Origin of the sequence: Microcoleus sp. B7-D4 (genome assembly GCF_036705125.1) — a bacterium.
Taxonomy (GTDB): domain Bacteria; phylum Cyanobacteriota; class Cyanobacteriia; order Cyanobacteriales; family Microcoleaceae; genus Microcoleus.
Map to the genome: position 1 here is coordinate 1 of NZ_JAUBTT010000052.1, position 20,905 is coordinate 20,905.

The 20,905-nt window shown below is 44.8% G+C and carries 21 protein-coding genes; 8 read left to right on the forward strand and 13 right to left on the reverse strand.

Features of this window, described 5'->3' with window-relative positions:
* Window positions 1–339: 339 nt before the first annotated feature.
* The 7 genes from arsC to QUB12_RS20700 all read right to left on the reverse strand — a co-directional run bounded on the left by arsC (window position 340) and on the right by QUB12_RS20700 (window position 5,012).
* Complete coding sequence (gene arsC / locus QUB12_RS20670) at window positions 340–735, reverse strand: arsenate reductase, glutathione/glutaredoxin type (protein ID WP_333145636.1); 396 nt, start codon at window positions 733–735, stop codon at window positions 340–342.
* Between the two features lie 36 nt (window positions 736–771).
* Entirely contained in the window at window positions 772–1,428 is a 657-nt protein-coding gene (arsH, locus tag QUB12_RS20675) for an arsenical resistance protein ArsH (protein WP_333145634.1), read from the reverse strand.
* A gap of 7 nt (window positions 1,429–1,435) precedes the next feature.
* Window positions 1,436–2,140, reverse strand: a complete 705-nt coding sequence (locus QUB12_RS20680) for an MIP/aquaporin family protein (RefSeq protein WP_333145632.1) — start codon at window positions 2,138–2,140, stop codon at window positions 1,436–1,438.
* 104 nt (window positions 2,141–2,244) lie between these two features.
* Entirely contained in the window at window positions 2,245–2,586 is a 342-nt protein-coding gene (locus QUB12_RS20685; RefSeq protein WP_333145629.1) for a metalloregulator ArsR/SmtB family transcription factor, read from the reverse strand.
* A 139-nt stretch (window positions 2,587–2,725) separates the two neighbouring features.
* Window positions 2,726–3,841 carry an inorganic phosphate transporter gene (locus tag QUB12_RS20690; RefSeq protein ID WP_333308195.1) on the reverse strand — a complete coding sequence of 372 codons (1,116 nt, stop codon included), beginning with the start codon at window positions 3,839–3,841 and terminating at the stop codon, window positions 2,726–2,728.
* 232 nt (window positions 3,842–4,073) lie between these two features.
* Window positions 4,074–4,328 carry a hypothetical protein gene (locus QUB12_RS20695; protein WP_333145625.1) on the reverse strand — a complete coding sequence of 85 codons (255 nt, stop codon included), beginning with the start codon at window positions 4,326–4,328 and terminating at the stop codon, window positions 4,074–4,076.
* A gap of 84 nt (window positions 4,329–4,412) precedes the next feature.
* Window positions 4,413–5,012 (reverse strand): hypothetical protein, encoded by a 600-nt coding sequence (locus QUB12_RS20700; RefSeq protein ID WP_333145623.1) that lies wholly within the window; start codon window positions 5,010–5,012, stop codon window positions 4,413–4,415.
* A 132-nt stretch (window positions 5,013–5,144) separates the two neighbouring features.
* On the opposite strand from QUB12_RS20700, the gene QUB12_RS20705 reads away from it, so the two are divergent.
* From QUB12_RS20705 to QUB12_RS20715, 3 genes are read left to right on the forward strand one after another with little or no spacing between them, the layout of a single operon-like run.
* Entirely contained in the window at window positions 5,145–5,372 is a 228-nt protein-coding gene (locus tag QUB12_RS20705; protein ID WP_106146537.1) for a hypothetical protein, read from the forward strand.
* Entirely contained in the window at window positions 5,372–5,656 is a 285-nt protein-coding gene (locus QUB12_RS20710) for a PIN domain-containing protein (protein ID WP_333145622.1), read from the forward strand. Before QUB12_RS20705 ends, QUB12_RS20710 begins: the two co-directional genes overlap by 1 nt.
* Window positions 5,643–5,786 carry a hypothetical protein gene (locus tag QUB12_RS20715; protein WP_333145619.1) on the forward strand — a complete coding sequence of 48 codons (144 nt, stop codon included), beginning with the start codon at window positions 5,643–5,645 and terminating at the stop codon, window positions 5,784–5,786. The genes QUB12_RS20710 and QUB12_RS20715 overlap by 14 nt, the downstream gene beginning before the upstream one ends.
* A gap of 90 nt (window positions 5,787–5,876) precedes the next feature.
* Here the strand turns inward: QUB12_RS20715 and QUB12_RS20720 are convergent, their stop codons facing one another.
* Window positions 5,877–6,551, reverse strand: a complete 675-nt coding sequence (locus tag QUB12_RS20720) for a HEAT repeat domain-containing protein (protein WP_333145617.1) — start codon at window positions 6,549–6,551, stop codon at window positions 5,877–5,879.
* Window positions 6,552–6,840: 289 nt separating this feature from the next.
* Here QUB12_RS20720 and QUB12_RS20725 point away from each other — a divergent pair, with 289 nt between their 5' ends.
* Entirely contained in the window at window positions 6,841–8,094 is a 1,254-nt protein-coding gene (locus QUB12_RS20725; protein WP_333145615.1) for a transposase, read from the forward strand.
* 94 nt (window positions 8,095–8,188) lie between these two features.
* Window positions 8,189–10,648 carry a CBS domain-containing protein gene (locus QUB12_RS20730; protein ID WP_333145613.1) on the forward strand — a complete coding sequence of 820 codons (2,460 nt, stop codon included), beginning with the start codon at window positions 8,189–8,191 and terminating at the stop codon, window positions 10,646–10,648.
* Between the two features lie 223 nt (window positions 10,649–10,871).
* Here QUB12_RS20730 and QUB12_RS20735 read toward each other — a convergent pair whose 3' ends face one another.
* The 5 genes from QUB12_RS20735 to QUB12_RS20755 form a co-directional block, all read right to left on the reverse strand.
* Window positions 10,872–13,232, reverse strand: coding sequence for a polysaccharide biosynthesis tyrosine autokinase (locus tag QUB12_RS20735; RefSeq protein ID WP_333308197.1), 2,361 nt, complete (start codon window positions 13,230–13,232; stop codon window positions 10,872–10,874).
* A gap of 1,039 nt (window positions 13,233–14,271) precedes the next feature.
* Complete coding sequence (locus QUB12_RS20740; protein ID WP_333308200.1) at window positions 14,272–15,702, reverse strand: MFS transporter; 1,431 nt, start codon at window positions 15,700–15,702, stop codon at window positions 14,272–14,274.
* 493 nt (window positions 15,703–16,195) lie between these two features.
* Entirely contained in the window at window positions 16,196–16,753 is a 558-nt protein-coding gene (locus QUB12_RS20745) for a Uma2 family endonuclease (protein ID WP_333144973.1), read from the reverse strand.
* Between the two features lie 349 nt (window positions 16,754–17,102).
* Window positions 17,103–17,654: a hypothetical protein gene (locus tag QUB12_RS20750; RefSeq protein WP_333308202.1), complete on the reverse strand. Its 552-nt coding sequence runs from the start codon at window positions 17,652–17,654 to the stop codon at window positions 17,103–17,105.
* A 214-nt stretch (window positions 17,655–17,868) separates the two neighbouring features.
* Window positions 17,869–18,546: an ATP-dependent Zn protease gene (locus QUB12_RS20755; protein ID WP_333308204.1), complete on the reverse strand. Its 678-nt coding sequence runs from the start codon at window positions 18,544–18,546 to the stop codon at window positions 17,869–17,871.
* A 57-nt stretch (window positions 18,547–18,603) separates the two neighbouring features.
* Between QUB12_RS20755 and QUB12_RS20760 the strand changes: the two genes are divergently transcribed.
* From QUB12_RS20760 to nth, 3 genes are all read left to right on the forward strand, one after another.
* Complete coding sequence (locus QUB12_RS20760; protein WP_333144976.1) at window positions 18,604–18,765, forward strand: hypothetical protein; 162 nt, start codon at window positions 18,604–18,606, stop codon at window positions 18,763–18,765.
* Between the two features lie 35 nt (window positions 18,766–18,800).
* Window positions 18,801–19,895, forward strand: coding sequence for an RIP metalloprotease RseP (gene rseP / locus QUB12_RS20765; protein WP_333144977.1), 1,095 nt, complete (start codon window positions 18,801–18,803; stop codon window positions 19,893–19,895).
* Between the two features lie 234 nt (window positions 19,896–20,129).
* The gene (gene nth, locus QUB12_RS20770) at window positions 20,130–20,792 is read left to right on the forward strand and encodes an endonuclease III (RefSeq protein ID WP_333200319.1); all 663 of its coding nucleotides are present in this window, start codon (window positions 20,130–20,132) and stop codon (window positions 20,790–20,792) included.
* The last annotated feature ends 113 nt before the right edge of the window (window positions 20,793–20,905 follow it).

Genomic DNA, 20,905 nt, shown 5'->3' on the forward strand with positions numbered 1-20,905 from the left:
AGAAGGTTTTTTTAGTTATTTAGTAGTGCACAAATTTAGGTATTTGTCAAATTAATTTAGATGCGTTTACCCTGCTTTCCGGCCTGTTCCACAGGAGATTAATTTTGTTGTGGAACAGGCCGAAAAGCCTGTTCAGAAAAGGCTTATTGACAATACTACAACTCAGTTAAAGCTGACATCTTGCACCATTCTCGATTAACAGGCTTTCCGGCCTGTTCCACAGGAGAGGAATTTTGTTGTGGAACAGGCCGAAAAGCCTGTTCAGAAAAGGCTTATTGACAATACTGCAAGAGCTGAGTTAAAACCGACAAGGCAAGAATTATAATTTTGACACTAATCTTACTTTAGAGAGTCCACTAATTTCTCAACTCGTGCTTTAATTTCATCTCGAACGCGGTGAAAAGTTTCGATGGGTTGTCCGTCGGGATCGTCGAGTTGCCAATCTTCAAACACTTCTCGCAATACCCACGCTTCGGGTAAATTCACGCCGCAGCCACACAGAGAAATTACTGCATCGTAGTCTTCTGCATTGAATTCGTTTAATGGGTTTGATGTTTGATCGGTGATATCAATGCCGATTTCTGACATGACTTGAATTGCTGTCGGATGAACTCTGCTTGATTCTAACCCGGAACTGGTGACTCCAATCTTGCCGGCTCCGATGGTTTTAGCGAATCCTTCTGCCATTTGCGATCGGCAGGAGTTTCTTTTGCAAACAAACATTACTTTTTTCATGGTTTTTGTTGGTTGTTAGTTGTTAGTTGGTGGTTGTTAGTTAGATGTTTCAAGGGCGCGATTTGCTAGTGCGATCGTCTCTTTAGCGGCTTGTTCCTTGCGTTCGCTGTAGCGATCGGTCAAATAGTCGGTTTGCTCCCGCAACAGTAAGGTAAACTTGTACAGTTCCTCCATCACGTCGATCGCGCGATCGCGATAAGGCGAATCCTTCATCGTCCCATCATCGTTAAACTCCTGATAAGCCTTAGCAACCGAAGACTGATTCGGAATCGTAAACATCCGCATCCAGCGACCCAAAATTCTCAAAGTATTGACAGCATTAAAAGACTGCGAACCGCCGCTAACTTGCATCACCGCCAAAGTTCGGCCTTGAGTCGGTCTGACGGCCCCAATATTTAAAGGAATCCAGTCAATTTGATTTTTCATAATGCCGGTAATATTGCCGTGCATTTCTGGACTCGACCACACTTGACCCTCCGACCACAGGCTCAATTCCCGTAATTCTTGAACCTTCGGATGCGTATCGGGAACGCTACCATAAATAGGCAATTCTAGAGGATTAAAAAACCTAACTTCGGCGCCGAAGCCCTCAATAATTTTCGCCGATTCTTCCGCCAACAAGCGACTATAAGAACGCTCTCTTAAAGAGCCGTATAGGAACAAAATTCTCGGTTTGTGCGTAAAATTTGCCATAATGCTTTCACTTAAAATCCCGAAATCCGTTAGATATTTCCCGATAAACTGCGACTGCTAATTGTGCTCCCCAAATAGGAGCAACCCAGTAAACCCAGTGGTGTTCCCAAATGCCACCAACTAAAGCCGGGCCTAGAGAGCGTGCCGGATTCATACTCGCTCCGGTAATCGGCCCCATAAATGCAGCTTCTAACCCTACAGTTAACCCAATTGCTATCCCGGCAAAGCCGATGTGAGCGCGTCTATCAAGTCCTGAACCGAGGATAACAAACATTAAGATAAAGGTCAAAACAGTTTCTAAAATTAGAGACTGCAACCAGTTACCATTGAGAGGGATAGTTGCACCGAGATTTGCGACTTTTCCTAGGGTAATTAGCAGCACTTTAGAAGCTGCGATTGCACCCGCACACTGCCCTAAAACGTAAGGCAAAACTTTGTATTTTGGGAAAAAACCGCTCGCCCAAAACCCTAAAGTTACGGCCGGATTAAAGTGTGCACCGCTGATGTGTCCTAGGGCGTAAATCATCGCAGTTACTACTGCACCAAATACAAAACTGATGCCTAAATGAGTTACGGAACCCGCGCTAGTTTTGTTAACCATCACCGCACCGGTGCCTGCAAAAACCAAAATAAATGTACCTAGAAATTCGGCGATCGCCTCTCGCCTGCAATCTGGCCGAGCACAACCTAACCTCTGACCTGTTGCATCCATCGCTCTCAACTAATTTGTTCCATCCCATCATATCAATAAAATTTGATATGTCAATCATCAAAATAGCCATATCAGTATTTGAGTGATTAAGAAATGTTGATGGGTTAACCCGCGTCGGAACAAGGGCGCGCCGGCAGGATCTGGCAGAAGCGGCGGTATTCGGCGAGGTACTGTTCGAGGGCGACAAACTGAGCTAAATTGAGGCTGTAGTAAATCCAGCGGCCTTCTTGGCGGCTGCGGACTAAACCGGCTTCTTTTAGGGTTTTGAGGTGGAAAGAGAGTTTAGGCTGAGGGACAGAAAGTCGATCGCACAATTCGCAAACGCACAACTCCTGTTCCCGCAGCAACTCCAAAATCTGAAGCCGCAGGGGGTCAGAAAGAGCGTGAAAGCCAGCAGCAATCAATTTATCTGCAACAGGTGGCGCGATCGGAGAATTTTTAACCATAAATTACCCTTAAATTTTTATTCAAAAACTCCCGGCGCGGTTTCTTGTTTTTACCGTTAGATTTGATCGGGTTATCCTTTGATGACAATCCCAAATCAACTGCGAACTCTTTCTCTTCTAGGACTAACGATTAATTCTCTTACCGATGCAACACCCAGTAAGCGCCGCCACTGATTGCAGCAGCAATTGGCAAGGTCAACATCCATGATAGTAGAATCTGATAGAAAACGCGCACGTTAGCTTTTTTTGAAATCAATCCTACACCAAAGATTGAACCTACCGAAACATGGGTAGTAGAAACTGGAAGTCCATAGCGACTGGCAGCAATAACTAAAAATCCCGTCACTAAGTTTGCCACCAGCCCTTGACCGGTATTCATTGCTGTAAGCTTTTTGCTCATTGTTTCGGCCACTTTTCTAGCATTCAACAAACCGCCGATCGCCATTCCCAAACCTACTGCTAAACTTCCCCACTGAACTGATATTGATTGACCGACTAACATGATCGAAACAATTTTCGGAGTATCGTTCAATCCTCTGGCAAAACTGACGATTCCCGCACTCATAAAATGGCAAACATCCACTAACTTTTGGCTGGGAATTTGTAAGAAATTTCCCAAATACCTTTGCGTGCATTTATCTAGAGAATCGACCGCGACATCAGCGGTTGTGATGCACTTCAGTATGTTAGTTGCATCGGGCTGGGGAATGGGAATAATCTGTTGAATTTGACCAGCGCAAATACACCATTCTTTCTTGATTCCTAAATAAACTCGCAGGTAGCGAGACAGCGCATAAATTAAAGCTCCTAATAGAATCGCAATCAGGGGACTCAGCAACAAAGGCATTAAAAAAGTTTTCTGCAATGCTGTAAAATTAACTTGAGTACCAATTGCTACTAAACCTGCACCGACAAGCGCACCTGTAAGACCGTGAGTTGTGGAAATAGGAAATCCAGTTAAGGTAGCAAGAATAACGGTTAAACCCGCAGCGATGGCGACTGCCAAATGAAAATCTGTACCATTGGCTATCTCGTCTGGAACTAGCCCTTTTCCCGAAAAGCTTTTTACCAGGCTTCCTGCTAGAAAGATAGAAAATACTGAACCGGTAAAAGTTGTGATCGTTGCCCAACCAATTGCTGTTTTGTAGTTCGTCGTCTGACTGCCAAACAGTGTCGCCACGCCTTTAAAATTATCATTAGCACCATTGCAGTATGCTAAAAAAAAGGTGGCGATAAATAGCCCAATAAGTAACATTCTCTTAGCCAGAATAAGTGGGATTTATTGGAAACAGTTTTTTGCCGGGGCCCCTGCAGCACCGAATTGGATTGTATAGACACAGGTGCATCCAAAAAAATAATGAAAATATTAAGATTTCTTTGGGACTAGGCGAGCGATCGCGTCTTAATTTCGCCCAACATGGGCGCGATATTGAACGATACTATAATTAAGGCTCGGCGATCGCTTCCGGTACGCTCAACTCACCCATTCACTTAGGATTTTGTACCCTTGCCGGCACATCTGTCAGTCCCGCCTTCTGCATCAGTGAAATCACCCCTATAGATAGAATTCCCCCAATAATTGCCCCAACAACTACCAGGATGATAAAGACTTTTTGCAGAGTTTTTTTAGTTGCCGGGTGGTACTGTCTCGGCAATTCTTGACCTTGCTCGTCAACTTCTTGCTCCAAGGGGTCTAGCGGATTGGAGGGATTTGAGTTAAAAGGATTGGGCGCTTGATTCATGGCTGGCTTTGGTTAAAGGATATCTACAACTATATTAACTTGCGATTTGCACGCAGCAGCTTAAATAATACATTCTGGTTTCACTCAAGACTCTATAAAATTTATTAAGATACCGAGAATTTTACCAACATTATTAATAAAATATTCGCTGGTGTCAATCTCGATCGCAATTCCTTCTAACTTGAAAAATTTCCAGATACTACCAGTGGTGACAACTCCATAAATTGTCTGAATGTCATTTTCTTGACGCTGGTTAAATATTTGTGCTGCGATCGTTTCTGCCATGCACTGTCCTAAGCCGGATTGGATGTTGTCATTTTTGGCTTCAACCAAGGCGATAACTGGGGATTCAATGACTAGCTGTTCCGGCGATCGGCTAATTAGAAAATCGCAATAACCGCTCAAACCCCTAGCAGCGTCTACATTGAATTCTCGACCGGAAAATAAACTCATCCGTTCCGGGAGCCGTTTTTTAATCTCAACTAATATTGGCGCGACAATTAGCTCGGAGCGAGCTTTCTCGGAATTAATTTCTAGTGCTAAAGGCAGATTAAATTGCAAAGTTTCTTGCAAAAAACTGCTTGGTTCTATTGCGGGAATGTCAGCAAACAAGCCCATCTTGCTCGAAAAGGCGATGCCGAAAGTTGCCTTAATTTGTTCTATGCTAAATTGACTGTAGGGCATTTAACTCCCTCTCCCGAAAAATTAAGTGTTTTTAAGAAGCTAACATTATATCACTTGAGGCGCTAAAATTTGAAGCGGGGGTATTTATATACTTGCCTGCTTGTCCAATGCTTTCTGTGAAAGATAACTACTATGACGTTACGCGAACTTCAAGACCGAGCACTGAGGTTGTCTGCCGAGGAGCGATGGCAGTTGATCGATGCCTTGATGCGATCGCTCCAACCCAAACCCCGATCGAAGGTGAAACCGAAGGGTTTAGCCGCTAGTTTAATTGGCATTGCGAAAACGGACGCGCCACCACCTACAGATGCAGAAGTAAAGGCAATGTTGGATGAGCGGTTAGTGCAAAAGTATCTGTAATGAAAGTTTTATTTGATACCAATGTTTTACTGGATGCAATGCTGGCAGGCGAACCTTTCGTAGCGGATGCTGCTTTTTTACTGAATGCAGTTGAATCGGGGCGAGTTGAAGGGTTTATGTCAGCGACAACGGTTACGGATGTGCATTATGTGGTTGGACGACAAACCAAGAGTTCTGAAGCTGCGATTGCCGCCGTAACTCGACTTTTGGCATTGATGGAAATTTGTGCGGTGGATCGAGAGGTTCTGGAGCAAGCGATTGCGCCCTTGATTGCCGGATTTTGAAGATGCGGTGCAGATAGCGTGTGCGATCGAGTTAGAGTTAGAGGCGATCGTTACTCGGGATGTGAATGGATTCGCAGGGTCGCCGATTCCCGTTTTGTCACCTCAAGAACTGAGCAATCGGTTGACCTAGCAGAGGGCTGAATAAATTAGGCTATAGGTGTTTCATCCCCGGCTTCAAAGCCCGGAAATGAAACACTTACAAAAAAAGTATGGGTATCTGTTATCCTTCTGCTTTTGACAAACGATCGAGAGAAATTGTTGCCGCCTTAGATACTTGAGAATTACTATCTTTTTCTAAGTATTTTAAAGCCGAAACGCTCTTAATACTCGGCAAATTGCCCAAAGCTTCAGCCAGCCTCTGGCGGATCAGCCAATCTTCCGACTGAGCAAAATTGAGGATGCGATCGATCGCCCCAATTTCCTTAATTTCCCCCAAAGCCGAAATTGCCGCCTGCTGGATCACCACTTGCTCGCTGTCGAGAGCTTTTAGCAGCACGTCGCGGGCCCGGGGATCTTTGAGATTCCCCAGAGAAACAGCAGCACTGAACCGCACCAGCCATTGAGTATCTTCGTAAAAAGCGCGCACCAAAGCATCAAAAGCTCTGATATCTTCGAGATAGCCCAAAGCACCCGCAGCGTCAGCGCGAATGCCGTAATCCGGGTCAGTTTCTAGCAATTTGACTAGAATGGGATAGCACTCTGCTGTCGGTTTGACCCCAAGAGCAAACACAGCCATCGATCGCACCTGCAAACTTTCGTCGTTCAACACCTTTTTAATCAAAGGCACCGCCTCTGCAGCAGGCACATTCCGCAAGTTAGCCAAAGCCACCATTCGATCGGCGGAATTTTGGCTTTCTAACTTGGCTGCAATTTGCTCTAAGCTTAAAGTTGTCATTATGGATAAATCTTGTAGTAAAACTTTACATTCGGGTTATTTTGATTATAGGGGAGTCTCAGGGTAAAAGCAGGCCGTAAAAACCGCCCTGCGTATTTGAGATGAATGAGATTGCGGATTATTTCCATTAATCTGAAGCTCAGATTAATGGAAATAATCAATTAGAAAGTCTATTATTTAAGTCGCAAGCACAGGCGAGGTGTTACACTATATCGGATAATCCCTAGACTTTATTGTACAGTGCTTAACAAAGCAACAAAAAACTTTTCGTTTCTCCCCCCAAAAAAGTATGATTGTCGTTGAAAGGCATTACATAGACCGGCAGCATCAGTTTTTTAAACAGTTTGATGACTTATCTTTCCTGTCCAAAAATCTCTACAATCATGGTAACTATTACATGAGGCAACACTTTTTTAACTCTGGGTCAAAAGTTGGCGCTGCCAGGAGTCTAAAACAGTTATATGCCATCCTAAAACCCACAGCCGACTATAAATCCTTACCTGCTAAAATTAGCAATCAAGTTCTCAAACAAGTTATTCACGATTGGGAGGCTTGGAAAAAGTCAATAAAGGCTTATTACCGAGATATCCATCAATTTTCATCCCCCCCCCGAATTCCCAAATACAAACATAAAACCTGTGGACGTAACTTGTTAATTTATGATAACCAATCGATAGGACAAAGGGGAAAAAATAAAAATAATGGGCTACTTCATTTATCTCAAAGTGACATAATAATTGCTACAAAAGCCCAAGATGTCATAGAGGTAAGGATAGTTCCTGCCACAGCGACCTACGTTGTTGAGGTTGTTTATGAAAAGCCTGTAACGTTGGTGGATTTAAACCCTCAACTCATAGCAGGTATAGATTTAGGGATTGATAACCTCGTCGCTTTAGCATCAAATAAGCCAACATTTACTCCAACTCTCTATGATGGGAAACATCTCAAATCAATCAATCAAGGTTTCAATAAGCGCCTAGCCTTTTTACAGTCAAAACTTGAGAAAGGGAAATATACCACACCTCAAATCCAGCAAATCACCTTTAAGCGAAACAAGCGAGTTGAAAACTATCTTCATCAAACCAGCAGCTTGATAGTCAAGCAGTTGGTGAACGATCAAATCGGGCAGTTAGTTATTGGCAAAAATGTGGGGTGGAAACAAAATTTACAATTAGGAAAAAAAACGACTCAGACGTTTGTAGCAATTCCTCAATCCACGCTCATAGAAAGGATTACTTACAAAGCTGAGTTAGTGGGAATAAAGGTAACAGTTACAGAAGAATCTTATACAAGTAAGTGCAGCTTTTTGGATTTAGAGCCTGTCGGTAAGCAAGAGTCTTACCAGGGTAAGAGAGTTAAACGTGGGTTGTTTCGGTCGGGGAATGAAACGCTGATTAATGCTGATGTGAATGCAGCCTTAAATATGATTAGAAAAGTAAACGGAAACTCACCCTTTGAGGAGTGCAGCAACCGTATAGAGGTGTTTGCAGTTTCACCTGTACGGGTTTCACCTGTACGAAAAGAGCCACAAAAAATCCGGTAATGTCAAGTATTGCCCGGTTTTTTGTGAACTGTTTCTGCCGTTCCCTAAGGCTTTGCCCGATCGTTAGCCGCCCTCTGACAACCTGCAATCCACTATGCCGTTCTACCACCCACCCTTTTACTCCTCAGCCTTAGAACAAGCGATCGATCGCTACCCCCTCACTGCCGGGCCAGAAACTTCCTTAGCAGTGGCGATCGCCCTGATGAGTCAGTTGCGAAACAGTTGTCCCCTAGTCAAAACACCTGTACCCTCAGACCGGGGGGGGATGACCGAAACATCCACGCCGGAAAAGGTGCGGGCCCGCTGCGTGTTCGTCGTGCAGAACCAGCAGACTATTACCACAGGCAACTTATCCGACAACCCCAGTCGCGGGCTGTTAATCGGCATATTAACTCCCGCCGACTTAGTGAGGCTGATAGCTTCTGGCACAATAGACAACCAGCACAAAGTAGCCCTGCACAAAATACCAATTTCCGAAGTGATGTCCCCGGTGTCGGTCTCCCTCACAGAATCCGATGACCAAGACGTGTTTACCGCCTTATCCTTATTTCGCCAGCACAAGATTCGCTATTTGCCGATCGTCAATCAATTTCGGCACTTGGTAGGAGTGCTGACACGGGAAAGAATTCGCCAAGTATTGCAACCTTCAAACATTCTTAAATTGCGGCGGGTAGCAGAATTAATGACTACGCCAATTACAGCGCCCCACACCGCCTCGCTGCTGACCATAACCGAACTGATGTCAGAGCATCAAGTCAGTTGCGTAGTGATTACAAAAAACAAAGAATTAACAATGGAGAAGCCCAAAGATGACTATACCTCCATTTTTCACTATTCCTTTCACCAACCCCTGGGAATTATTACCGAATATGACATTGTGCAGGCACAGTTTCTTGAACTAAATTTCAAGCAAACCCTAGCTCAAAAAGTCATGAGAACTCCCCTGCAATTTCTTCAACCTTCCGATTCCCTATGGACGGCGCACAAAGAAATGCAGCAGCAACAAGTGCAGCGGTTGGTCGTGTGCGGGGGGCGCGGAGAACTGTTGGGAATTATTACTCAGACCAGCTTGCTCAGAGTCCTCGATCCCACCGAAATGTACCGAGTTGTCAAACAGTTGCAGCAGTCGGTTTATCAATTGCAAGCCGAAAAAGTGGAACTGTTGCAAAGCCGCAACGCCAAACTGGAACAGCAGGTGCGGGAACGGACTGCAAAACTCCACGAACAATTGCAGCGCGATCGGCTGTTAACTCACATTTCTTTGCGGATTCACCAATCCTTAAACCTCGAAGAAATTCTCAACGCCAGCGTCGATGAAGTCCGCCAAGTTTTGCAAGCTGACCGAGTAGCAATCTTGCATTTAGAACCCAGTAATTACGGCATTGTAGTGGCAGAATCCGTTGCCGAAAATTGGCCTTCAATCTTGGGAGAAATCATGCCGCATAATATTTGGCAAGAATCTGCTTCCGTGGTCGAACAGGAAATTTATGCGGTTCCGGATCTCGACCAAGCCTGTTTGAGCGCCGAAAAATATGCGCGGTTCCAGCAAGCGCAAATCAAAGCTTATTTGATTGTACCAATTTTGCAAGACGGCAATTTGTGGGGGATGATGTGTGTTCATCAGTGTTCCAAATCCCGTCAGTGGCAGCCTTCGGAAGTGGATTTGCTGCTGCAACTGGCAACTCAAATCGCGATCGCCATTCAGCAAGCCCAACTCTATCAGCAAGTCCAAAATCTCAACACCGACCTCGAACGCCAAGTCCAAGAACGCACCGCCGAATTGCAGCAAAAAGTTCACGAACTCCAGCATTTAAACGTCCTCAAGGATGAATTTCTCAGCACAGTTTCTCACGAACTGCGGACGCCTTTAGCTAATATAAAAATGGCTATTCATATGCTGCGAATTTCTCCCACACCAGATCGGCGCCAGATTTATCTAGAAATTTTAGAAACAGAATGTACTAGAGAAACAGATTTGATTAATGCTTTGCTAGATTTGCAGCGGCTCGAAGCTGCAACTTGTCCGATCGACCTCGAACCAGTAAACTTAGAAATCTGGCTGCCTACTATTATCGACCCGTTTTACACCCGGGCCCACGACCGCCACCAGGATTTGCGAGTAGAGTGCGATCGCCACCTCCCCACGATCAGTTCCAACCGCGCTAGTTTGGGACGAATTTTAGCCGAGCTCCTCAACAATGCCTGCAAATATACTGCCAATAACGGCGAAATTTTTCTGAAAGTTGAGTGCAAAAACGGAGACTGGGAACAAGGAGGACAAAGGACAAATTCGCGACAAGCAAGTGCTGTGGCTTCAGAAATCCAATTTACACTCAGCAATCAATCGTCCATTTCCAGAGAGGAATTGCCTCGAATTTTTGAGAAATTTTATCGAGTTCCCAACGCAGATCCTTGGAAACAAGGAGGTACAGGTTTGGGTTTAGCTTTGGTTCAAAAACTTGTCGAACAGTTGCAGGGAAAAATTGAGGTTGATAGCAGCAATGGCTGGACTAATTTTATCGTCACCTTTCCTACCAACCCGGATGGAAATTAGTCCGCCATCAGTCAATTTGAGATTTGAGATTTGAGATTTTAGACTTGGGCCTAAGAGGTTCGGCAAGCGCGAGCTTCAAGTCGCGCTGAGTCGAACGATTTTAGATTTTCGATTTACTCCACAGACGAATCTGGGAGATTGAACAAGAGTCTAAAATTTTGGGAGTTCCATGAATGCTGTCGGGGGTTGGTATCGATTTTTTGGGGGTCATCTTTGTTGGGTATCACTCTTTTTTGGGAGCTAGTTTGCGGATACGAGACGGCGCTGGTGTCAAATTCAAATATTCATTTTTATCTTCAACAACTGATGATCTCGATGCTGCTGAATACTTCTTGCGTTTAGGGGCATGATTCGCAACTGTGCCCAAGCATGGTATGCCAAAATTTTCTAATTGACTGAAAACTTTTTGGACTAAAGAAAAGGGAACCTGGCGAATTGCTACAACCATCAGTATGCCATCGGTGCGCGCCGCTAAAAAATTCGTATCTTTACTGTCCGCCAGCGGCGGCGTATCGTAGATAACTAAGTCAAATTTTGCCTGAAGTTCTTCCATTAAATATTGCATCTGAGATGATGCCAGCCGTCTGGCAGTACCAGGCTCCGGGAGACCAGCAGTTAATACAAAAAGATTATCTGCTAGATGCGATCGTTGGATAATTTCATTGGATTCGTTTTTATTGTCGAGCAAGTTGCTCAATCCCTTGACATTAGGCAGTTCCAACAGCAAGTGCAGGCTGGGCGAATGGAAATTTGCGTCTACTAACAGCACTCGCTGACCCGCCAGCGCTGCCACGTGAGCTAAGTTTAAAGCAACCGTAGATTTGCCTTCGCCAACTGTAGCCGAACCAATTGCCAAAGAGCTAATCGTTCGATTTGAAGAAAGAAAGCGGATATTAGTATAAAGAGAGTCAAAAGCTTCTATAAATTCCGCAGCCTTTTTCTTATTACCCTCTTTTCCTTCCAGATAAGCATAGGCATTAGCAATAGAAGGCTGCAATTTTCTAGCATTTTTGTCAAGAGGAATTGCTCCCAATAAAGGCGCTTCAACCGCATCTTTAACGTCATCAGCACAGTAGAAAATATTGCGGAACTTTTCAATGAGGATAGCCGCTCCAAGACCCAAAACTAGCGCCCCAACAACTGCCATCACAAATTTGTTTTTAGCTTTCGTGGCAACTGGAATCAGGTTGCCCTTAGCATCTCGCGGTATCTGTGGTTCAGAAATTATTTCCCAAGGTACTTGGCTTTGAGCTGCTTGGACGCGCAGAGTTTCCCGCTGGCTTAAAAGTTGATCGCGGGTGCGGGCGGCTACTTCTAATTGCTGTTGCAGTTCGTTGTAGCGGCGGGCTATGGTGGGGAATTCTGTTGCTTGTCGGTTTAAATTGTTTTTAGTTTGGCTGATTGCCTGACGGCGAGCTTCTAAGACTTCAACTTCGTTAGCAGTATCAACCAATTGTTTAATCAAGCCTATGCGAATAGAATTTTGAAAATTCTGAACTTTAGAATTGGCTTGGGTGCCTACTAAATTTTGCCCCAAAATTCTATCAGTTTGCTGGTTGAGCAAAGCTACTAAATTTGCCCGCTTGCGCTCTAAAGCTTCCACTATAGGGTTAGCAGATTTAAAACGAGCTGTTTCTACAGCAATCTGACCTTCTACTTCCTTAACCTTGGTCAGCAACTCTTTATATTGAGGTTCTTCGCTTAAAGCGGAAGCGGCAATAGCTTCATTTGGTGTAAAATCTAATTGTTTTTGCAAGTTAGCGTACAGCGTTTTCTGTTCTTGCAGTAGCCTTTGAGTTTCTAACTCTAAAGTTTCTACGGTACGAACTTGCTGCATTAATTGCGCGCCTTGTTCTTGAGGATTGGTAATCTTTTGCTGCTCCTGTATCACCTGTAACTCCGATTTCAGCTTGTTTACGCGCTTATTGAGTCCCGGAAGCTGGTCTTCAATAAAAATAACACCTTCACCAATGCGAGTCTTGCGTTCGTCCAGACTGTACTTTAAATATTTCTTTTTAGTTTCTTGTAAAACGAACTCAACTAATTTAGGATCGGTCCCCATGAAGCGAACTTCCAAAATTTTAGTCAGCGTCATCATATCTTCTCCCACCCGCAAAACGACTAATCCTTTTTTAAGAATTTCCTCGGTAACTTCTGGATATCGTTTTTGGACTTGTTTAACAATAGCCGACAGCATCTGAGGACTCTGGAGAATTTGAAGTTGAGTTGCGTAGTCCAAACTAAAAAAATCTCGACTAGGGACTCCCCCCCCATCGCCGCGATTGGCTAGGGCAGAGGGGTCAGCAATTCTGGCCTCCGTTGTCACGGGTTCCACTAGCATCCGAAAATCGGCTTGATATGTTTTCTTGCCTCCCTTGATCTGATAAACAGCTCCAGCCCCTACTATACCTATAATCCCAATAATGATTAGGGCTTGTCGCTGAAAAGTCCTCAACAACGGCTTTAGATTCAATCCTTTCTGAGGCTGCGCGCTTAACTCTTCTCCCTCGTCAACGGAAAATTGCTGCACCTGTCGGCTCTGGTTGCTAATTGGTACGATATGAGCGTCCTGTTCTCTTTCCATGTTGACCTCTTGGATATTTTGTGGGTAAAATCAGCTTTCTTCTGCGAGCCTTCGGGTTGATACTTTGAGCATTGGCTTAAGGATATCACACGAAATTATTGGTTGGTCGAGCCCACTTCCTTCTAATAGTTCTCACTACTTTCACATAGTATACAAAAATAACTAAATCCCTATGCTATGCCGGCGGCAAAAGTTCTTTTACAACTGCTGGAGAGTTATATCAGACTGCTTTTGGGGTCTGCTGCCTTGTGCTTGTATTTAGGGTTTCCGGGCGGCGAAGCAAACTTTTTCGGGTGTCGCTCAGCTTCGCGACAGGGGGTTCAATAACTTTACCAAACTTTTACAATTGATCGTAACACCTCAGCCGCCACTTGCACTGGTATTGGTTTGTCCTCTATGGCATTTTTCGGTTCCGAGTCAACGGCCGAAGCACTTGTTAACTTACGCGCTAACTGAGCGGCTAAAAGGTTTTGCATTTCCCATGTAGATATAATTAGCCACCTTCAGCAGATTTTTGGGAACGGCAAGTAATCGAATCAATTTCCGAGAAAAATCTGTTTCTTCTTTTAATTATAAACTTTTTGAGGAGCTGGATGACTGATCAAGTATATAGACTTACAGAGCGTCGTAGCTATATCACAAACTACTCTCTATAGTGCGCGACAGACATAAAATTTAATAATTTGTGTTTTCAACCCCGATGACATCTCGAACAACTCAAGCATTCGGGGTTTTTCTATCGGGGCGGATGGCGTGGCGCGATTTATGTATTTTAGTAAAAAAACTAGGTTTCTGGGTTCCGGGGCTATTACTAAAACTATCGCTTTGATTTGTCTTCCGAGCCAACGATAGCAATCCTTGAGGTAAACGCGCAACGGGCTTTTTTGGGAATTAACCGATGCCATAAGAAGATGACACATTGTTAAATAAAAAAAGAGTTGGCCCCCGATGGGAGGATTGCTATTGATATCGCCCGGATTAGCTATTGGGAATTGTTATTTTTCGCTTTTACTAATTGCCAACTACTCCTTATTAGGGCTTACTGATTTTGTGCTTTTCTTTCTCGCAGTTTCAACAATATTTCTGCATGAACTTCGCGGGTTATTGGATAAAAATATGTAAGAATCATGCCAGCAATTAAAGCAATTGTGGGCAGTGGCCCGATCGCAACTCGAATCGCAAACAGTGCAGACTCTGGCTGTACGGGTGCAGGCTGTCCCGGAACTGTAGATAAAAATCCAGCTCCTTCTAATGCTTGACCTACCAACCACAAACCCCCTGCCAATCCGATTTTTTGCAGCAGTACCATAAACGAATAGAAAACGCCTTCGCGTCTTTCTCCTGTTTGCAGTTCGTCGAGTTCGATCACATCCGGTATCATCGACCAAGGTATTAGATAAGCCGTGGAAACTCCGATACCTGCCATGACTGCTAATAGGTACATTTGCAATACTTGTCCTGGTTGGAGGAAAAACAGTCCAGCTTGGGCAATAATCCACAAACTCATGCCCATAAAATATACGGCTTTTTTGCCGTATCTCTCGCTGACTTTACTCCAAACAAATAGCATGATTAATGCAGTGCCTTGAACTGCGATCGCAACCAAGCTAAAAACGTACTGTGGCTGTTGCATCCAGTTAACAACAAAGTAGGGAATAATAGTAGCAGTTAATTGCACTCCCAGCCAAGAAAAAAGATATATTCCAATGACGTACAAAAAAGGGCGATTGCTAAATGCAATCTGCAACTGTTCTTTTAGTGGCAAAGATGTAGAATTATCTAGTTCGGCGTTTTCTAATAGTTGGGCTGCGACGTGCTTGCGAGTTCCCAAAACGCACCAGTACAAAGGCAAGACAGAGATAACTGCACAGATTGCACCTAATACTAAATATTGTTGATTCGGGTCTTTTTCAAATACACGAAAGATAATTAGAGCTAAGATCAATGAAAGGATGCTGCCGCCAATGGAGAAAGCAAATCGAAAACTATTAAGGCTAGTGCGTTCGTTGTAGTCTTGAGTAAGTTCTGGAGTCAGGGCAGTGTAGGGAAGATTGACAGCCGTGTAGGCGGTGTTGAACAAAATGCTGATCGCAACATAGTACCAAAATAACACTGTGTGATCCGTGCTAGGTACAATCCACTGCAATAAGAAGAATATGCCGAAGGGAATGCCACCATATATTATCCAAGGATATCGGCGGCCCCAAGGATGAGAAGTACGATCGCTCAAAACCCCCACAATCGGGTCATTTATGGCATCCCAAACCTTGCCAACTACCAAAATATTACTGGCTAAGCCGGCCGGTAAACCAGCGACATTGGTAAAGAAAATTAAAAGGTAAAATGCCAAAACATTAGCGGTAATTGCCGGGCCGAGGTCGCCGGCACCGTAAGCTAATTTTGTTGAGAGGCTGAGTTTTTTTGTTGTGGGGTTGTCGGCGGCTGGCCGAGCCGGGGAAGTGTTGCTCATAAACTTTGATGTCGGGATTTTTTGGCAGTCACAGTCTTTCCAGTAGGAGTATAACTCGCGCTACGCCCTAATACTAAGTTTTTTGTAGCGATCGGGATTATTCTGAAGACTGGGTAATTGGTAATTGGTAATTGATAGATTTGTTGGGGCGGGTTCACCAACAATAATCGCCCCAAAACAAACAATCTCAAAAACCCGCCCCAACCCAACTTTCCAAGCCAAATGTACGTTCAGATTTACGGTGGGGTGGGGGCGGGTTTTTATAAATTGTCGGTCATTGTTATGTATGGTTTGTGAACCCGCCCCTACAACGTTGTGGTAATTCGAGCGATATCAATATACACAATACCCGTAGATACCGTAGGGTGCGTCGCCACAGATAATCTACTTCCCAAGCTCGAAAATCTAGCAGCTAAGCACCATACAAGGGGCGGGTTTTACCCGAAATATCGATCGGTAGCTAAAGATATCGATAAACCCGCCGCCCACAGACTTAAGGAAACAGTTGCGAAATCTGAACTTCTATTTCTGGAAAGGCCAGCATTGACAAAACATCATCTTCATTAAATACTGTTTCTTGTCCGTAGTTTGCCTCGCCCGGTTCGCGAAAAACATAAACTTGCCGCGTGTTAACATCAAGTATCCAATAATCAGTAATTCCCGCTTTAGCATAAGCCGGTGCTTTCCGCTTGCGGTCTGTTTCTAAAGTCGTGTCAGCTATTTCTATTAATAAGAAAATATTGTCTGGTGCGGGATGAAAATCTTGGTACAGCCGAGGGTCAATTTGCACTACAGCAATATCGGGTTCTGGTTCTGAATTTATACTTAGAGTAACCGGGTCTTGGATGCGAATTAAAGCAAGTCCTGCCAGCAGACTTCTTAGATAGTCGGCTGCACAGAGATTAGTTGCTGCGTGGGGAGGCTTTTTTGCACTCCTTGAAATAATTTGCCCGTCAATTAATTCTACTCGTTCATCGGGATTGAGAATGCCAGTTTCGGTCATGCGGCGGTATTCGTCTACAGTCCACAAGCGTAAATCTGTTACAGTCATGGCACCATTTCCTTTGGCGATATTATCTATAGTCCTAGAGGCCGAAACCGCAGGGCGGTTTCATTTTCTTGTAGGGGCAAACCCCCCGTGGTTGCCCCGATGCCTGAAATGTCCATGAAATCATCTGTGGGTGGGGGCGGGCACGGGGGCACCGCCCCTACAAAAGCCTGGTTTTGCGTAGGGGCAATCCCACGCCCGGTTGCCCCGAAACAGCCCTGGCCGAAACCGGGTTTTTTATCAAAATACTCGATGAGAGACTTTAACAATGGTAAAAAATCCGGTTTCTTTGGTAGAGTCCCGGACTACTTTAAATCCAAAATCCCCAATCTAAAATCCCCAACTAAAATTGCTATGTCAGCAATCTAGATTTAGCTGTAATTGCTCCCACACACCACAAAATGGCATTGACAATTTCCGATCGCTGAATATCTTCTGCGTCTAAAAAACTTGCAAACTCTTCCTCAATATTCAAATGGTCTGCAAAATCATAAAGTATGCGCTTGTATTCAGTTGGCATCGGTATTAAAGTAGCTTTCACTAAATCGAAAAGCGCGTTTAAACAGTTGAGGATAGTAGCTGACTCGTCAAAATCTTCGGCATCGAGCAAGTACAGCGTTTCTGCAATGTCGCAAATAGCGTCTATTTGTGTGGGTGGCTTTCCCAGTTCGCTGACATCGATATTGCACAATTGGAGAGCGTTAATCGCTAGTTCTGGACGGGTAAAAAATACAAGTTGACCGCCGGCTACTAAGGGCGGCTCTTGTTCTCCATAGACAATTAGAGTATATAGATTTGGTATTTCGGTGCCGGGGTCGATCCGAAAACCGAACAGCCACAACAATTTTTCTGTATTTGGGTTCGCTGTTTGCAGTGTAGTTGGGAAAATATTGGGTTCTGACATGAATTTTTAATCCCTATAATACGCTCTTAAACTCAGTTTCTACGCAAATTTTTTGTCTTTTAGGACTTACGCAATCATTCCAGGTATGGGGGCAACCACGGAGGGTTTGCCCCTACAAAACACTATATATTGAGGCGGTGCGTAAGTCCTGTCTTTGTGATAAATCTACAGAGAAACCTGGTTTAGAAGGCAAGAGTGCGTAATCTTTTTTCTCCTATAAATTTTGCTGAATAATGTCGCAGCATTCGGCAACAGTTGCTCTTTTTTCCATTGCTGGTACTAGGGCTTCGTAAGCTGATTTGTGGCTTTCGATAAGGTTTTTTGCTCGCAGCAAACCCCAGTTTTGTTTAAGTTGAATCTCGGAACTTGGACGGCGCAGTTGTGTTAAAATTGCACTAATTTTGGTGCGGTCTTCTGCTCCTCCTTGTGCGCTGCCGTAAACAAATTTTTCGGCGACTATTCCGGCCATCCACACGGTACAATATTGGTCTAAAAGTTGGGCAGAAAGAGTGCCAGTTTGGAGTTGAGATGCTAATTGCTCGTCTTCAAATCGGACGCCGCCTTGGGCTGTTTGACCTTGTTTAAATGCTTCCCAAGCGTTGAGGGCGTAGCTGGTTACGGGAATTCCCAACAGGTACGCGACTAGGAAGTGTCCGGCTTCGTGGTGAAGGATACGATCGCGCTTTTGTTTGGAAGTTCCCCCCAGCCAATCTAATAAAATAGTACCGCCTTGACCTTGCCACTGGAAACTGTCAAGGGTAGCAAGCCCCAACAGGCAAAAAGTGGCGATCGCAGGTACGGCTTCTGGCAAGTTGAATAGGGGCCCCAACAATATTGAAATGGTGATGGCAAAGATAGAAATAGCGATAATATTCAAAGAAGTGTCTTTCATAATGCGGAATTGGTAACTGGGAATTGGTAATGGGGAATTTGTAATAGGGAATTGGTAATGGGAATTGGTTTTAGAGGTAAACTCAGGTACGATCGCGCGATCGGTTTGCCAGCGTCGGGTCGATCGCAGCAGCCGGGACTTCCGACAAAAACACCACCTTCCAGTTTGACTGAAAATTGCCCCTCCGAAGCCACCGATATTAAAAAGATATTAAAATAAATCAAAGTCCAGTAAAAGTGTTAGTGGAATCCTTCATGTCAGTTTTGGCAGCGATCGCAGTTTTAGGTATCTTGATTGTCGTTCACGAACTCGGCCACTTCCTGGCGGCGAGACTTCAACACATCCACGTCAACCGCTTCTCCATCGGTTTCGGGCCCATCCTCTGGAAGTACCAAGGCCCGGAAACTGAATACGCCCTTCGCGCCTTTCCCCTGGGAGGTTTCGTGGGTTTCCCGGACGACGATCCAGACAGTACAATTCCGCCAAATGACCCGAATTTGCTCAAAAATCGCCCCGTGCTCGATCGGGCGATCGTCATTAGCGCAGGGGTAATTGCCAACTTAATTTTTGCTTACTTCCTGCTGGTGGTGCAATTGGGTACTGTCGGCGCGGCAGAAATGAACTACCTACCGGGAGTTAAAGTCCCGGAAGTCGCCGCAGAAGTCAGTTCGGCCGCGAAACAAGCGGGAATTCGATCGGGCGACGTTGTTCTGTCTGTTGACGGCAAGGAATTGGGCGCTTCCGGCGAAGCAGTCAAATTATTGGTCGCAGCAATCCAAGATCATCCCAACCAACCCCTAGCGTTGGAAATTCAGCGCCAAGAACAAAAATTTGTGGTGACAGTAACTCCTGAAGAGTCGCCCGACGGCAAAGGTCGCATTGGCGTGCAGCTAACTTCTAACGGCACTGTCGTGCGGCAGAGGGCCGGATTTGTAGAGGCGTTTAGCAAGGCCGCTACAGAATTTGAGCGGATTGTGGTGCTGACGGTTCAAGGCTTCGGCCAGTTACTTAGCAATTTCAGCCAGACTGCCGACAAGTTGTCCGGGCCTGTGGCGATTGTGGCGATTGGTGCAGGGATTGCCAAATCGGATGCTGCGAGTTTGTTTCAGTATGCGGTGTTAATTAGCATCAATTTGGCTGTGATTAATATCTTGCCTTTACCTGCTTTAGATGGCGGTCAGCTAGCTTTTCTGTTAATAGAAGGAGTGCGGGGCAAGCCTCTGCCGAACCGCATTCAGGAAAATGTCATGCAGACGGGTTTGGTGTTGTTGCTGGGTTTGGGAATTTTCTTGATTATTCGCGATACAGCTAATTTGGCTGGGATAGATTTTCGATTTTTGATGCAATAGTAAAGGAAGAAGGAAGAAGGAAGAAGGAAGAAGGAAGAAGGAAGAATTATGTCTAGTTTTCCGTTTTCCTATTTTCCTATTTTCCCCTCTCCTTTTTTTCCGACGCAAGGGAGGCAGAACCTCTGGTTATGGGTTCCCCGGTCGTGCCTGGAAGTTAAAAACAAATAACAAATGACTAATGACTAATGACTACTGACTAATGACTACTGACTAATGACTAATGACTACTGACTAATGACTAAAAAGTTAAGTTTAAAACAACGATCACTCGAAATTCTGATTCGCCTCAAACGCCTCTATCCAGAAGCTCCTTGCACTCTCAACTACGAAACTCCCGTGCAGTTGCTGGTGGCGACGATTCTCTCGGCTCAGTGTACGGATGATCGAGTAAATTTGGTAACGCCCGCTTTGTTTGAGCGCTTTCCCGATGCGGTGGCTTTGGCAAATGCTGATTTAGAAGAACTCGAAAGTCTGGTGCGATCGACTGGTTTCTACCGGAATAAGTCTAAAAATATTAAAGGTGCTTGTCAGGCGATCGTCAATAAATTTAACAATCAAGTGCCGCAGCGGATGGAACTGCTGCTAGAATTGCCCGGAGTTGCCCGCAAAACCGCTAATGTCGTTCTCGCCCACGCTTTTGGTATTAATATGGGGGTGACGGTAGACACTCACGTCAAACGTTTGACTCAGCGTTTGGGATTGACCGAACATACCGATCCTATAAGGATCGAGCGGGATTTGATGATATTGTTGCCGCAGCCGGATTGGGAAAATTGGTCGATTCGGTTGGTTTATCACGGCAGGGCAGTTTGTAATGCGAGAAATCCGGCTTGCAATATTTGCGAACTTGCAGATTTGTGTCCTTCTGCTAATAGTTTGGTGTTGCACCAAGGTTAAGTACAGGCAAGATGCCTGTACCACAAAAATGTTGAGTTATTGTGGAACAGGCATCTTGCCTGTTGCTAAAAATGTTGAGTTATTGTGGAACAGGCATCTTGCCTGTTGCTAAA

Bases quoted from the DNA above. Each gene is read 5' to 3' on its own strand.
- QUB12_RS20720 (WP_333145617.1), bottom strand. From the start codon at position 6,551: ATGACAACTTTAAGCTTAGAGCAAATTGCAGCCAAGTTAGAAAGCCAA.
- arsH (WP_333145634.1), bottom strand. From the start codon at position 1,428: ATGGCAAATTTTACGCACAAACCGAGAATTTTGTTCCTATACGGCTCT.
- QUB12_RS20740 (WP_333308200.1), bottom strand. From the start codon at position 15,702: ATGAGCAACACTTCCCCGGCTCGGCCAGCCGCCGACAACCCCACAACA.
- QUB12_RS20690 (WP_333308195.1), bottom strand. From the start codon at position 3,841: ATGTTACTTATTGGGCTATTTATCGCCACCTTTTTTTTAGCATACTGC.
- QUB12_RS20735 (WP_333308197.1), bottom strand. From the start codon at position 13,232: ATGGAAAGAGAACAGGACGCTCATATCGTACCAATTAGCAACCAGAGC.
- nth (WP_333200319.1), top strand. From the start codon at position 20,130: ATGACTAAAAAGTTAAGTTTAAAACAACGATCACTCGAAATTCTGATT.
- QUB12_RS20700 (WP_333145623.1), bottom strand. From the start codon at position 5,012: ATGCCCTACAGTCAATTTAGCATAGAACAAATTAAGGCAACTTTCGGC.
- QUB12_RS20725 (WP_333145615.1), top strand. From the start codon at position 6,841: ATGATTGTCGTTGAAAGGCATTACATAGACCGGCAGCATCAGTTTTTT.
- QUB12_RS20745 (WP_333144973.1), bottom strand. From the start codon at position 16,753: ATGACTGTAACAGATTTACGCTTGTGGACTGTAGACGAATACCGCCGC.
- QUB12_RS20710 (WP_333145622.1), top strand. From the start codon at position 5,372: ATGAAAGTTTTATTTGATACCAATGTTTTACTGGATGCAATGCTGGCA.
- QUB12_RS20680 (WP_333145632.1), bottom strand. From the start codon at position 2,140: ATGGATGCAACAGGTCAGAGGTTAGGTTGTGCTCGGCCAGATTGCAGG.
- QUB12_RS20705 (WP_106146537.1), top strand. From the start codon at position 5,145: ATGACGTTACGCGAACTTCAAGACCGAGCACTGAGGTTGTCTGCCGAG.
- QUB12_RS20760 (WP_333144976.1), top strand. From the start codon at position 18,604: ATGGGAATTGGTTTTAGAGGTAAACTCAGGTACGATCGCGCGATCGGT.
- QUB12_RS20695 (WP_333145625.1), bottom strand. From the start codon at position 4,328: ATGAATCAAGCGCCCAATCCTTTTAACTCAAATCCCTCCAATCCGCTA.
- QUB12_RS20685 (WP_333145629.1), bottom strand. From the start codon at position 2,586: ATGGTTAAAAATTCTCCGATCGCGCCACCTGTTGCAGATAAATTGATT.
- QUB12_RS20730 (WP_333145613.1), top strand. From the start codon at position 8,189: ATGCCGTTCTACCACCCACCCTTTTACTCCTCAGCCTTAGAACAAGCG.
- QUB12_RS20755 (WP_333308204.1), bottom strand. From the start codon at position 18,546: ATGAAAGACACTTCTTTGAATATTATCGCTATTTCTATCTTTGCCATC.
- rseP (WP_333144977.1), top strand. From the start codon at position 18,801: ATGTCAGTTTTGGCAGCGATCGCAGTTTTAGGTATCTTGATTGTCGTT.
- QUB12_RS20750 (WP_333308202.1), bottom strand. From the start codon at position 17,654: ATGTCAGAACCCAATATTTTCCCAACTACACTGCAAACAGCGAACCCA.
- arsC (WP_333145636.1), bottom strand. From the start codon at position 735: ATGAAAAAAGTAATGTTTGTTTGCAAAAGAAACTCCTGCCGATCGCAA.